General features: G+C 66.3%; 11 protein-coding genes and 1 pseudogene. All 12 read left to right on the forward strand.

All coding sequences use genetic code 11. The annotated features are described in order from the left end of the window. Window positions 1–240, forward strand: a pseudogene (locus tag V6M37_RS07435) (NAD(P)(+) transhydrogenase (Re/Si-specific) subunit alpha); the annotation flags it as partial. Continuing rightward, complete coding sequence (locus tag V6M37_RS07440; RefSeq protein WP_332671930.1) at window positions 241–552, forward strand: NAD(P) transhydrogenase subunit alpha; 312 nt, start codon at window positions 241–243, stop codon at window positions 550–552. It abuts the pseudogene before it with no gap. Then, entirely contained in the window at window positions 552–1,931 is a 1,380-nt protein-coding gene (locus V6M37_RS07445) for an NAD(P)(+) transhydrogenase (Re/Si-specific) subunit beta (protein ID WP_332671993.1), read from the forward strand. The genes V6M37_RS07440 and V6M37_RS07445 overlap by 1 nt, the downstream gene beginning before the upstream one ends. A 332-nt stretch (window positions 1,932–2,263) precedes the next feature. Beyond that, a complete protein-coding gene (locus tag V6M37_RS07450; protein ID WP_332671932.1) occupies window positions 2,264–3,064 on the forward strand; it encodes an SDR family oxidoreductase in 801 nt (266 codons plus the stop codon). Between the two features lie 11 nt (window positions 3,065–3,075). Further along, entirely contained in the window at window positions 3,076–3,618 is a 543-nt protein-coding gene (locus V6M37_RS07455) for a VOC family protein (RefSeq protein ID WP_332671935.1), read from the forward strand. Between the two features lie 10 nt (window positions 3,619–3,628). Continuing rightward, entirely contained in the window at window positions 3,629–4,390 is a 762-nt protein-coding gene (locus V6M37_RS07460; RefSeq protein ID WP_332671937.1) for a ThuA domain-containing protein, read from the forward strand. A gap of 59 nt (window positions 4,391–4,449) precedes the next feature. Then, on the forward strand, window positions 4,450–5,208 hold the full coding sequence (locus V6M37_RS07465; protein ID WP_332671939.1) for an SDR family NAD(P)-dependent oxidoreductase: 759 nt from the start codon (window positions 4,450–4,452) through the stop codon (window positions 5,206–5,208). 30 nt (window positions 5,209–5,238) lie between these two features. Continuing rightward, window positions 5,239–5,853, forward strand: coding sequence for a glutathione S-transferase family protein (locus V6M37_RS07470; protein WP_332671941.1), 615 nt, complete (start codon window positions 5,239–5,241; stop codon window positions 5,851–5,853). Between the two features lie 426 nt (window positions 5,854–6,279). Continuing rightward, window positions 6,280–7,941 carry a DUF1302 domain-containing protein gene (locus tag V6M37_RS07475; RefSeq protein WP_332671942.1) on the forward strand — a complete coding sequence of 554 codons (1,662 nt, stop codon included), beginning with the start codon at window positions 6,280–6,282 and terminating at the stop codon, window positions 7,939–7,941. 30 nt (window positions 7,942–7,971) lie between these two features. Then, the gene (locus tag V6M37_RS07480; protein ID WP_332671944.1) at window positions 7,972–9,354 is read left to right on the forward strand and encodes a DUF1329 domain-containing protein; all 1,383 of its coding nucleotides are present in this window, start codon (window positions 7,972–7,974) and stop codon (window positions 9,352–9,354) included. Between the two features lie 73 nt (window positions 9,355–9,427). After that, on the forward strand, window positions 9,428–10,537 hold the full coding sequence (locus V6M37_RS07485) for a YCF48-related protein (protein ID WP_332671945.1): 1,110 nt from the start codon (window positions 9,428–9,430) through the stop codon (window positions 10,535–10,537). Window positions 10,538–10,551: 14 nt separating this feature from the next. Then, window positions 10,552–13,011 carry an efflux RND transporter permease subunit gene (locus V6M37_RS07490; RefSeq protein WP_332671947.1) on the forward strand — a complete coding sequence of 820 codons (2,460 nt, stop codon included), beginning with the start codon at window positions 10,552–10,554 and terminating at the stop codon, window positions 13,009–13,011. Window positions 13,012–13,033: the final 22 nt, after the last annotated feature.

The following is a 13,033-nucleotide window of genomic DNA, read 5'->3' on the forward strand; positions in this document are numbered from 1 at the left end:
ATCAACGACGTGCTCGTCATCGGCCCGACCCACATCCCGAGCCGCATGCCCGTCCACGCGTCCGAAATGATCGCGAAGAACCTGTTCAACTTCCTGTCCCCGTTCATCAAGGACGGCGCGCTCACGCTCGACTGGGAAGACGAAGTGCTCGCGGGCGCCTGCCTCACCCACCAGGGCGAAGTCAGGCACGCGGGCGTCAAGCAGGTGCTGGGCATCGTGACCGAAACGGAGGTGGCATAAATGGAAGGCATCGCAGCGCTGTATATCTTCATGCTGGCCGCGTTCACCGGTTACGAGGTGATCTCGCGCGTGCCGGTGATTCTTCACACCCCGCTGATGTCGGGCTCCAACTTCGTGCACGGCGTCGTGCTCGTCGGCGCGATGGTCGTGCTCGGCATGGCGGACCCAAACGACCCGGTGCAACTCGCGATCGGCTTCGTCGCGGTGTTCCTCGGCGCGGCGAACGCGGCGGGCGGCTACGTCGTCACCGAGCGCATGCTCGCGATGTTCAACAAGGGCGGCGCGAAAGCCGCCGCGAAGGAGGGCGCATGATGGGCGCGAACGTTCTGGTCGACCTGTCGTATTTCGTGGTCGCGGTCGTATTCATTCTGGGATTGAAGGCGATGAGTTCGCCGGTCACCGCACGCAAGGGCATCGTCTGGGCCGGCGCCGCGATGGTCGGGGCGACGCTCGTGACCTTCGCGACGCCGGGCCTCGCGAACCACGGACTGATGATCACCGCGATCGTGCTCGGCGGCGCGCTCGCGACGTGGAGCGGACGCGCGGTCAAGATGACCGACATGCCGCAGATGGTCGCGATCTACAACGGCATGGGCGGCGGCGCGGCGGCGGCGATCGCGGCGCTCGAGTTCGCGCGCGGCGGCGTGCACAGTCCGGGTGTCGCAACGCTCGCCGTGCTCGGCGCGCTGATCGGCTCGGTCGCGTTCTCGGGTTCCTGCGTCGCGTTCGCGAAGCTGCAGGGGATCACGACGAAGGCGTGGCGGCTGCCGCAGCAGAACCTCGTGAACATCGTGCTCGCGGCACTGACGGTGCTGCTGGGTGCGACGATCGTGGTCTCGGCCGCCCCGAACCCCAACCTCATCGTCGCGTTCTTCGTGCTCGCGCTCGCACTCGGCGTGATCCTGACGACCCCGATCGGCGGCGCCGACATGCCGGTCGTGATCTCGCTGCTGAACGCCTTCACGGGTCTCGCGGTCGGCTTCGAAGGTTTCGTCCTCAACAACCCCGCGCTGATCGTCGCCGGCATCGTTGTCGGCGCATCGGGCACGCTGCTCACGCAGCTGATGGCCAAGGCGATGAACCGGCCGATCCGCAACGTGATCTTCACGCCGATCACGGGCGAAGCGGCCGGCGGCGGCGAGGTGATCGAAGGCACGATGAAGGAGCTCTCCGCGCTCGACGCCGCGTCGGTGATGCGCTACGCGTCCAAGGTCATCATCGTGCCCGGCTACGGCATGGCGGTCGCCGGCGCGCAGCACAAGGTGTGGGAGATGGCGCAGCTGCTCGAGGAAGGCGGGGTGGAAGTCGCGTTTGCGATCCACCCGGTCGCGGGCCGCATGCCCGGGCACATGAACGTGCTGCTCGCCGAAGCCGGCGTGCCCTACGACAAGATCTTCGACCTCGAAGAGATCAACGCCGATTTCGGCCAGGCCGACGTCGCGCTCGTGATCGGCGCCAACGACGTCGTCAATCCGGTCGCGCGCACCGACAAATCGAGCCCGATCTACGGCATGCCGATCCTCAACGTCGACATGGCGCAGAACGTCATTGTCGTCAAACGCGGCAAGGGCGCGGGCTATTCGGGCATCGAGAACGCGCTGTTCTACAAGGACAATTGCCGCATGCTGTACGGCAGCGCACAGGCCGCGATCGCAGAGGCGATCGGGCACGTGAAGGCGATGGAGGCGTAGGCCGGGGGCGGAAAAGGAATGCGGTTCGGCGCGGGCGCGGCCGTCGACCAAGTCGGGTCGGCGGCTCCGTCCCGACGCGCCGCAGAGCCCTTGGCAACGCTCGATTTTGCGGGTAGTCTAATAAAAACGAACAAGACGGTTTGTTACGCGAGAGCGAACCCTGGTCGAACGTAAATCCGCGGAGGCGGGGCGGCGGGGCAGGGCCGGAGAACCGGAAAGCAAGTCGTGCAAGCGGCGGGTGGGAAAGCCGGAAAACCCGGCAGCGGAGCGAGACAGAACGAATTGCCCGCTCGACGACAAGCATCTTCCATCACCAACGGAGAGACACGGACATGAGCAGGAAACTCGAAGGCAAAGTGGCGATCGTTCTCGGCGCCGCCGGACGCGACAACATGGGGCAGGTGATCGCAAAGCGCTTCGCGGACGAGGGCGCGCGCGTCGTCGTGGCCGGGCGCAACCTGGCAGAGCTGAGCCGCTTCGCGAAGACGTTCGGCGGCGCGGCCCGCACCTGCGACATCACGAAGAAGCACGAGGTCGAGGAACTCTTCGCGTTCGCGAAGGACTGGGGCGGCCGCGTCGATATCGCGCTGAACGCCACCGGCTGGGGGCTGCTGAAGCCCTTCACCGAGACGACCGAGGACGAGATCGACCGGATCACGAATCTGCAGTTCAAGGGGCCGTTCTACTTCTGCCAGGCGGCAGTGGACACGCTGTCGCGCGGGGGGTCGATCATCCAGATCAGTTCGGCGACGGCGACGATCATGCTGAATGACCACGCCGCGTACATGGGCACGAAGGCGGGCATCGACCACGTGATCCGCTGCGTCGCGCACGAGTTCGGCGAGCGTGGCATTCGCGCGAACTCGATCTCGCCGGGTCTGACCGAGACGCCGATGACGGCCGAGGCGAAAGACGTGCCGGGCCTCTTCGACAGCTTCCTGTCGGGCTATCCCCTCGGCCGCATCGGTACGAAAGAGGACATCGCGGCCGCGGCGGTGTGGCTCGCGAGCGACGAGTGCTTCATGACCGGCCAGAACCTGCAGGTGAACGGCGGGCTGACGCTGCGCCGGAACCCGACGCGCGAAGAGATCCAGGCCGCGATCGCCGCGGCGTCGGCGCCGGTCGCGGCCTGAGGAGCGCGGCGATGAGCGCATCCCGAACCCTGATCTCCCGCCTCGGCACGATCATGCAGCTCGCGTACGTGCCGGGCGACCTCGACGGCGCGCTGCGCTACTGGACCGAGACGATGGGCGTGGGCCCGTTCTTCAAGATCTCGAACATTCAGTACGAATCCGCGAAGTACCGCGGCGAGCCGGCCGACATCGACTTCACCGTCTACATCGCGTACTGGGACGACCTGCAGATCGAGCTGATCGAGCAGCACAACGACGCCCCGTCGATCTACAGCAGCTGGCGGCGCGAAGGGCGCGAGGGCCTGCACCATGTCTGCATCAAGGTCGAGAACATGGCGAAGGCGCGGGCGATCTGTGCCGAGGGCGGCGCGACCGTGATGCAGGAGATCGCGCTGCCCGGCGGCGGCGAGGCAATCTATGTCGATGCGGGCGGCGGTCCGGGCAGCCTGATCGAGATGATCTGCTTTCCGCCCGAGAACTACGCGTTCTTCGATGTCATGCGCGACGCCGCGCGGGACTGGGACGGCAGTGAGCCGGTCCGGCTCGTCGGGTGAGGAGGGCGAAATGAGCACGAACGAAAAACCCGCCGGCCGCATCGACTGCGTGCTGGTCGCAGCGGGCAAGTACCACGACATAGACTTCGCGCGGCTGGAATTGCTGAAGCTCCTCGCCGAGGTCGAGCACATCCGCGTGCGCGTGTTCGAGGATTACTCGAACCTCGACGCGATCAGCAACGCGGACTTCCTCGTCACCTACACCTGCGACGTGATCCCGAGCCTCGACGAGCAGGAGGCGCTGCGCGCGTGGGTCGCCGCCGGCGGACGCTGGATCGCGCTGCATGGCACCGCGTCGATCCTGCGCTTTCTCGACAACGGCCTCGTCGATTCGCCGGCGCTCGCGCCGCATTTCATGGAGACGCTCGGCTCGCAGTTCATCGCGCATCCGCCGATCGGCCCGCATCGCGTCGAAGTCGCCGACCCGACGCACCCGCTCGTCGACGGGATCGAGCCGTTCGAGGTGATCGACGAGCTGTACCTGTCCGACATCCATGCGGACCTGCACGTGCTGCTCGACACCGAGTTCGAGGGCGACGCGACGGGCTTCGCGCGGACGAAATGGCGGCACGCGCGACATCCGGTGCTGTACCTGCGCCCTATCGGTGACGGCTCGGTGCTGTACCTCACGCTCGGCCACTGCCGCGGCCACTACGACATGCAGCCGCTGCTGGACTTCTGGCCCGAGAAGCAGCGCTGCGCGTGGGAGCTGCCGGTGTTCTACGACCTGCTCCGGCGCGGCATCGCCTGGGGCAAGGCTTCAAACGAATAACACGACACGAAAGACCCGCGGGCCTTGCGCCCGCACGCACACCTCGAAGGAGAGACAAAATGGATCTGGGACTGCGCGGCAAGAAAGTCATCATCAACGGCGGCAGCCGCGGCATCGGCAAGGCGGCGCTCGAAATCTTCGCGGCCGAAGGCTGCGACATCGCGTTCTTCTCGCGTGACAAGGCGCGTGTTGACGCGACCGTCGCGGAGCTGAAGCAGCATGGCGGCAAGGTCGTCGGCGACGCGTTCGACATGAACGATTCGGCGGCTTACCAGGCTTGGCTGCTTGCGGCCGCGGACAAGCTCGGCGGTTGCGACGTCTTCATCCACAACGCGAGCTCGTCGGGTGCGGCCGGCACGATGGACTGGGACATGAGCTTCCGGCTCGACATGATGGGCGCGGTGAACGGCTGCCAGACGCTGGAACCGTTCCTCGAAAAAACCGGCGCTGGCAGCGTGATCCTGATGTCGAGCACTGCGGCGGTCGAGACCTTCATCTACCCGCAGGCGTTCAACGCGATCAAGGCGGCGATCATCACCTATGCCAAGCAGCTCTCGCAGCTGTGGGCACCGAAGCAGATCCGCGTGAACACCGTCTGCCCCGGCCCGATTGCGTATCCGGGCGGCAACTGGGCGACGATCAAGGACGCGATGCCCGAGCTCTACGACAAGACGCTGTCGGAAATGCCGATGGGCCGCTTCGGCGCGCCGGAGGACGTCGCCCGTGCGATGGTGTTCCTGTCGAGCCCGGCCGCGTCGTACATCACCGGCACGAACCTCGTCATCGACGGCGGCTACACGAAGCGCGTCCAGTTCTGACGCCGGGGCTGGCGGCAAGGGGAGTCGACGATGAAGCTCTATAGCTCGATCGGGCCGAACCCGCGGTTCGTCCGGATGTTCGCCGCAGAGAAGGGGATTGCGCTCGAGCTTGCCGAGATCGACATCCTCGGCGGCGAGAATCGGCGCGGGCCGTTTCTCGGGATCAATCCGACGGGGACGACGCCCGTGCTCGTGCTCGACGACGGGACCCCTGTCGCCGAGACCACGGCGATCTGCGAGTACCTCGAGGAATGCGTCCCGGAGCCGCCGCTGATCGGCGCAACCGCAACGCAACGGGCGCGGACCCGGATGTGGTGGCGGCGGGTCGACCTGATGGTCGTCCAGCCGATGACCGCCGGCTTCCGCGCCGCCGAAGGCCTGCCGATGTTTCGGGACCGCGTGCGCTGCCTGCCGCAGGCGGCGGACGACCTCAAGCGCACCGCGCAGGAGGGCCTCGCGTGGTTCGAATCCCAGCTCGGCGACCAGCAGTATCTCGTCGGCGCGGAGCCGAGCGCGGCGGACCTGCTGCTGTACTGCTTCGTCGAGTTCGGCGAGCAGGTCGGGCAGGGGGTCGACCGGTCGCATCGGCGGCTCGGCGCGTGGCGGGACCGCGTAGGTAGCCGGCCGAGCGCGGCGGCCGGCTGAGACCGCGGGCAGGGCGGCCAGGTCCGAGGGCCTCCGCCCCCGCTTGCCGCGGGACCGATTCAAACATTTAATGGCGCCATGTCTTGTAAACGCGAGCGTCAAGGGTAATAATAAAAACCGACAAGACGGTTTGTTCCAGACGGCCAGAAACGGGTGGTCCAGGGCGGCGAAGTACCGGGTTCACAGGATTTCCGTACCGGGCGCCTCGGGCAACAATAAAAACGAGCGTGTCGGTTTTAAACGGGACAGCAAGATTGGTTCGGAGAGCAAGAGGCCTTCGGCCTTCGGAGGGCCGCCACGATCAGGGAGAAAAGCTCGACAGCAGCGCCCGCTACCGACAGAGCAATCGACGTGAATGAGTGCCGCGGCAAGAGCGGCCTAGGCAGAAGGCGGCAGACCGCCGACAAATCCCAAGGAGGAGCAACAATGAAGACGAATAAAGGGGCCCGCGGGAACACCCGTCCCCGAACCGCAGGACTGATCGGCAGCGCGGTGGTCGCGCTCTTCGCGACGTCTGCGACCGCGATCGAGATCGACACCGGCAACCCCGACCTCGCGATTCGCTGGGACAACACGATCAAGTACAACGCCGGCTGGCGCGCGGACGGTCGCAACAACACGCTCGGGGACAACTGGATCTCGCAGGCCACGAACCACGGCTGGGACAAGGGCGACATGGTCACCAGCCGGATCGACCTCCTGACCGAGTTCGACTTCGTCTTCAAGCAGGATCACGGTTTTCGCGTGTCGGCGACGGCGTGGAAGGACTTCGCGTTCGACCGCGATGTTGAGGGGCATCCCGCCTACCAGGCGGCCGGCCTCGGCACCGCGTATCCGAACAACCGCTTCACCGGCGATGTGGAGCGCTGGTACGACGATTCGGGCGAAATCCTCGACGCGTTCGTGTTCACGAAGCTCGATCTCGGCCCTGTGCCGCTGAACATCCGGGCGGGCCGCCACAACGTGTACTGGGGCGAGTCGCTCTTCACGTTCTCGGACAGCATTGCGTACGGGCAGGGGCCTCTCGACTTGCGCAAGGCGACGTCGACGCCCGGTATCGAGGCGAAAGAGCTCTTCCTGCCGCAGACTCAGGTCTCGCTCGGCGCGCAGATCACCGACGACATCAGCGTCGCGGCGAACTACTACCTCGAATGGGATCCGCACCGTCTGCCGGAGGGCGGCACCTATCTCGGCGGCGCCGACCTGAGCTTCCTCGGCGGCACGAGCGCGGCGCCGAACAACGGGTTTCCGGTTGTCGGCGACCTCGATCACGGCCCGAACAAGAAACCGGACAATCGCGGCAGCCTCGGCGTGATGGCGAAGATGAAGTCCGACCTGCTCGGCGGCGACGTGGGCTTTTATTACCGGAAGTTCGACGACCGTTATCCGGTGATGGTCCCGGGCGCCGGCTTTCTCCACAACGCCTATGCGGAAGACGTGAAGCTTTATGGCCTCAGCCTGTCGCGGCTTCTCGGCTCGATGTCCTTCGGGGCCGAAGTCTCGCGGCGCGAGAACACCGCTCTCGCCTCGAACGGCGCGGGTCTGGCGCAGGGCGATACGTGGCATGCCGTCGCGAACCTGATCGCGTATTTCGGCAAGAGCCCGGTCTTCGACTCGGCTCCGCTCACGCTGGAACTGAGCTACAGCAAGCTCGACGACGTGAATCGCGAGAGCCGCGCGTTCTTCAAGCACGAGGACTACGGCTGCGTTGGCGGCACCGATGCCGGCTGCGCGACGGACGAGGCGGTCGGCTTCAACCTTGCCTTCACGCCGACGTGGTTTCAGGTGTTGCCGGGTGTCGACCTGACGGTGCCGATCAACTACAGCCGCGGCCTGTACGGCAATTCCTCCACCGTCCTCGGGCCGGGCAAGGGCTCGGGCGCGTGGAGCGTGGGTCTTAGCGCCGACGTGCATGCGAAGTACGTCGTGACCCTCGCATACAACGACTACTACGGTCCGGTCAGCAAGGGACCGAACCCGTTTGCGGGCGTGCCCGGTGTATCCCCGGTGGTCTGGAACGGCACCAATGGCAGCGGTGTCCTGAGCGACCGCGGCTGGGTGTCCCTGACCCTGAAGACGACGTTCTGAACATAACGACATCCCCTGGAGGCGACAACCATGAACTTCCCCACGAGAACCCTTACCCTCGCCATCGCCCTCGCGTCGGGCGCCGCCTCGGCCGCACTGACGCCCGAGGAGATCAAGCAGCTCGGCACGACACTGACGCCGTGGGGCGCGACGAAGGCCGGCAACGCCGACGGCACGATCCCTGAGTACAAGGGCGGCATCGAGCCGCCGGCGAGCTACGACCCGAAGAAGCCGAACTTCCGTCCGGACCCGTTCGCGAACGAGAAGCCGCTGTTCTCGATCTCCGCGGAGAACATGGCGAAGTTTGAGGACAAGCTGTCCGCGGGCGCCAAGGAGATGCTGAAGAAGTACCCCGGGTATCGCATCGACGTCTATCCGACGCATCGCACGGCGAAGTATCCGAAGTACGTGCTCGACAACACGCTGAAGAACGCCGCGTCGTGCAAGCTCGCCGACAACCTGCTGCAGCTCTCCGGCACCTGCTTCGGCGGCGTCCCGTTCCCGATCCCGAAGACCGGCTCGGAAGTGATGTGGAACCGGACGATGAAGTACGACCAGTTCGCGTACTACTCGCCGAGTCAGACCTCGACGCTGGTCGACCGCAGCGGCCGCCGCGTCGAGACGGGGGCGTTCGCGTACTGGCAGACCTTCCCGGCGATGAATCCGGCGCGCACCGAGCCGATCAAGGCGGACGAGATGCTCGAATACGGCCGCATCGACTGGACCGGACCGGCGCGCAAAGCGGGCGAAAAGCTCGTGATGCACGACTCGGTCGACATGCTGAATGTCGGGCGGCGCGCGTGGAGCTACCTGCCCGGGCAGCGTCGCGTGAAGCTGTCGCCGGACGTCGCGTACGACACGCCGAGCCCGGCCGGTGGCGGCGTCGGCACCGTCGACGACACGCAGGTGTTCTACGGGGCGCAGGACCGCTACGACTACAAGCTCGTCGGCAAGAAGGAGATGTTCATCCCGTACAACACCTTCCGGCTGCACGACGAGAAGCAGTGCGGCACCGACCAGGTGTTCACGCCGAACCACCTGAACCCGGACTGCGTGCGCTGGGAGCTGCATCGCGTATGGGTCGTCGAGGCGACGCTGAAGCCCGGCGCGCGCCACGTCTATCCGAAGCGCACGTTCTATTGGGACGAGGACATCCCCGCGGTCGGCATGGCGGACAACTACGACGACGCGGGCAAGATCTACCGCGTCACGCAGACGCACTACTACCCGTTCTACGAGACGACCGGCCACAACACGCACGAGTTCGTCGTGCATGACCTGACGAACGGCTCGTACGTGCGCCAGGCCTACACGCCGGCGGGCGGCGGGATGATGGAAGTCACGCCTGCGGCCGAAGCGAAGCCGGCGAGCTTCTACGAATCCTCCGCGCTGAGCCGCGCGGGCGTTCGCTGAGCGGGGCGCTTAGCCCATCTGCATCGCAGGACCGGCCGGGCGTTTGCCCGGTCGGCGTGGTACGGAGCGAGACATGAAAGCAATCAAGAAAGCGGGCGCGACCGTGGCGCTGCTCGCACTGGGGCTCGGCAACCTGCCGGCCTGGGGTGGATTCGAGGACCCGCTGGCGGTCGCTGCGTTGCCGAACGTCGCGGCGAGCCGCAGCCCGCTGGTCGGTGTCGCTGCGGTGGGCAACCGCGTCGTCGCGGTCGGGCAGCGCGGCGTCGTTGTTGTCAGTGAAGACGGCGGCAAGAACTGGAAGCAGGCGCAGGTGCCGGTCCGCGCCGACCTGCTCGCGGTGCATTTCCCGACGGCGCGAGAAGGCTGGGCGGTCGGTCACGGCGGCGTCGTGATCCACACCACGGACGGCGGGTTGACCTGGACCAAGCAGCTCGACGGCCACGACGTCTCGCGCCTGATCGTCGATTACTACGGCAAGGCGGATGTCGCCGACGGCAAGCAGTACGTCGAGCGCGAGCAGAGCCTCGCCGCGTTCGGCGGCACCGAGCCGTTCATGGGCGTGTATTTCGAGAACGCACAGCGCGGCTACGTCGTCGGGACGTTCAACCGCGTCCTGCGCACCGAGGACGGCGGCAAGACCTGGACGCCGCTCGGCCATCGCGTCGACAACCCCGACGAGCTGCATTTCTACGGCATTTCGGCGGGCAAGTCCGGCCTCTTCGTCGTCGGTGAGCAGGGCAGGGCCTGGATGCACGACAAGGCGGAAGACCGCTTCGTCGCCCGTCCGACCGGGTACGAAGGCACGCTGTTCGGCATCGTCGTCGGCGATCGGGCGCTCGTCGCGCATGGCATGCGCGGCAGCGTCTATCGCAGTACGGACCTCGGGCTGAGCTGGCAGCGCGTCGACATCCCCGGGCACGCCGGCGTCTCCGGCGGGCTGCAACTCGGCGACGGCCGCATCGTGCTCACGAACCTCGCCGGCGGGCTGCTGATCGGCAGCGACGCGGGCGACAACTTCGAGACCTACCGCGCCAACGGCGCCATGTCCTACTTCGGCGTCGCGCCGCTCGACGACAAGGGGCTCGTGCTGGTCGGCGCCGAGGGCGTGCGGCTGCAGGGCAATGCCGAACTCGCCGCCGCCGGACCGAAGGCGAAGCTCGCGTCGAACGGCGCCACTCGATAAAGCGGAGCAAGAGAATGGCCGTCTCACCCAACAAACTTCAAATGCCGGTGATCCGCGACGCGCGGGACTTCGATTCGAAGTCCGGCGGACTGCTCGAGCAGATCATCTTCAACAACCGGATCGCGCTGATCTTCGTCTGCGCGCTGCTGACGGTGTTCTTCGCGTTCCAGCTGAAGGACCTGCAAGTCGGCGCGAGCTACGACAAGATGCTTCCGCAGAGCCATCCCTATATCCAGAACTATCTGGAGAACCGGGTAGAACTGCGCGGCCTCGGCGACTCGGTGCGGATCGTCGTCGAGGCGAAGGAAGGCGACATCTTCAACGCGAGCTATCTCGAGACGCTCGCGAAGATCAACGACGAAGTCTTCCTGCTGCCCGGCGTCGACCGCCCGTGGATGAAGTCGATCTTCACGCCGGTCGTGCGCTGGACCGAAGTCACCGAAGAAGGCTTCGCCGGCGGGCCGGTGCTGCCGCAGGACTACGACGGATCGGCGAAATCGATCGACGACCTGCGCATCAACGTTGCCCGCGCGAACGTCGTCGGCAGCCTCGTTGCGAACGACTACCGCTCGAGCATGATCGTGGTGCCGCTGCTCCCGGTCGATGCCGACGGCAACGCGGTGGATTACCACGAGCTGTCGAAGAAGATCGACGACATTCGAGAGCGCTACGCCGGCACCGAGGACTCCGGCGTCAGCGTGTATGTGATCGGCTTCGCGAAGCTGATCGGTGACCTGATCTCCGGGCTCGAAAAAGTCGCGCTGTTCTTCCTGATCGCCGTCTTCATCGCGGTCGCGATCATCTACACTTACACGCGCTGCATCCGCAGCACGGTGCTCGTGCTGTCGTGCTCGATCATCGCGGTGATCTGGCAGCTGGGCCTCGTGTCGCTGCTCGGCTACGGCCTCGATCCGTTCTCGATGCTCGTGCCCTTCCTCGTCGTCGCGATCGGGGTCAGCCACGGCGCGCAGAAGATGAACGGCATCATGCAGGACATCGGGCGTGGCACGCACCGGCTCGTCGCCGCGCGCTACACGTTCCGGCGCCTGTTCCTCGCCGGCATGACGGCGCTGCTCGCGGACGTGGTCGGCTTCGCGGTGCTGATGATCATCGACATCCCGGTGATCCGCGAGCTTGCGCTGACCGCGAGTATCGGCGTCGGCGTGTTGATCTTCACGAACCTGATCCTGATCCCGGTGATGCTGTCGTTCATCGGCGTCAGCCCGAAGGCCGCCGCGCGCAGCCTCGCAGCGGAGCAGGCGGAGCTGTCCGCACCGGTCGGCTTCGGCCGCGTGTGGCGCGCGCTCGAAAAGTTCACGGAGCGCCGCTGGGCGGTGCCGACGCTCGCGATCGCGCTCGCGATGGGCGTGTGGGGCTTCGTGACGTCGCTGCAATTGCAGATAGGCGACTTGGATGCCGGCGCGCCGGAGCTCCGTGCGGACTCGCGCTACAACCGGGACAACGCGTTCGTCACCGCGAACTACGGCATCTCGAGCGACGTGTTCGCGGTGATGGTGAAGACGCCGGACGACGGTTGCCGCAGCTACGAGACGCTGACCGAGATCGACCTGCTAGACTCGAAGCTCGCGCAGGTGCCGGGCGTGCAACAGACGGCGTCGCTCGGGCAGACGGTGCGCACTTACACCGCGGGCATGTTCGAAGGCAACCCGAAGTGGGCGACGGTGAGCGACAACCAGAGCCTGATCGACCCGCAGATCGGCAACGCGGTGTCGTGGAACTCGGAGTTCCTCAATGCCAACTGCTCGATGAGCCCGGTGCTCGCGTACCTGTCCGACCACAAGGCGGCGACGCTCGAACGGGTTGTCGCGGCCGCCAGCGAGTTCGCCGAGAAGTACAGCACCGACGAGCGCCAGTACCTGCTGGCGGCCGGCAACGCCGGGGTCGACGCGACGACGAACATCGTCGTCAAGGAAGCCAACCGCAAGATGCTGCTGTACGTCTATGCCGCGGTCGCGCTGCTGTGCCTGATCACGTTCCGCAACTGGCGGGCGGTCATCGTCGCACTGCTGCCGCTGGTGCTGACGTCGGTCCTCGCCGAGGCGCTGATGGTGCATCTCGGGATCGGCGTCAAGGTCGCGACGCTGCCGGTCGTCGCGCTCGGCGTCGGCATCGGCGTCGATTACGCGATCTACCTGCTGAGCATCCAGCTCGTGTTCCAGCGCTCCGGGATGTCGGTCAGCGAGGCGTACCAGAAGGCGGTCGCGACGACCGGCAAGGTCGTCGCGCTCGTCGGCGTCACGCTCGCCGCCGGCGTCGTCACCTGGGTGTGGTCGCCGATCAAGTTCCAGGCCGACATGGGCATCCTGCTGACCTTCATGTTCGCGTGGAACATGCTGGGAGCGCTGATCCTCGTGCCCGCGCTGTCCCACTTCCTGCTGCAAGGGGAGTCGAAGCGGGCGCGCGCGGCGCAGGGCGGCGAGATGCCGGCCGGCGCGGTGGGGCAGGGCGCCTGACCCAGGCGAAACGACAACGACA

Source organism: Aromatoleum sp., assembly GCF_036675785.1.
GTDB lineage: Bacteria > Pseudomonadota > Gammaproteobacteria > Burkholderiales > Rhodocyclaceae > Aromatoleum.

Coding starts and splice junctions, on each gene's coding strand:
- V6M37_RS07490 (WP_332671947.1), top strand. CDS start 10,552: ATGGCCGTCTCACCCAACAAACTTCAAATGCCGGTGATCCGCGACGCG.
- V6M37_RS07450 (WP_332671932.1), top strand. CDS start 2,264: ATGAGCAGGAAACTCGAAGGCAAAGTGGCGATCGTTCTCGGCGCCGCC.
- V6M37_RS07460 (WP_332671937.1), top strand. CDS start 3,629: ATGAGCACGAACGAAAAACCCGCCGGCCGCATCGACTGCGTGCTGGTC.
- V6M37_RS07465 (WP_332671939.1), top strand. CDS start 4,450: ATGGATCTGGGACTGCGCGGCAAGAAAGTCATCATCAACGGCGGCAGC.
- V6M37_RS07480 (WP_332671944.1), top strand. CDS start 7,972: ATGAACTTCCCCACGAGAACCCTTACCCTCGCCATCGCCCTCGCGTCG.
- V6M37_RS07445 (WP_332671993.1), top strand. CDS start 552: ATGGGCGCGAACGTTCTGGTCGACCTGTCGTATTTCGTGGTCGCGGTC.
- V6M37_RS07475 (WP_332671942.1), top strand. CDS start 6,280: ATGAAGACGAATAAAGGGGCCCGCGGGAACACCCGTCCCCGAACCGCA.
- V6M37_RS07440 (WP_332671930.1), top strand. CDS start 241: ATGGAAGGCATCGCAGCGCTGTATATCTTCATGCTGGCCGCGTTCACC.
- V6M37_RS07470 (WP_332671941.1), top strand. CDS start 5,239: ATGAAGCTCTATAGCTCGATCGGGCCGAACCCGCGGTTCGTCCGGATG.
- V6M37_RS07455 (WP_332671935.1), top strand. CDS start 3,076: ATGAGCGCATCCCGAACCCTGATCTCCCGCCTCGGCACGATCATGCAG.
- V6M37_RS07485 (WP_332671945.1), top strand. CDS start 9,428: ATGAAAGCAATCAAGAAAGCGGGCGCGACCGTGGCGCTGCTCGCACTG.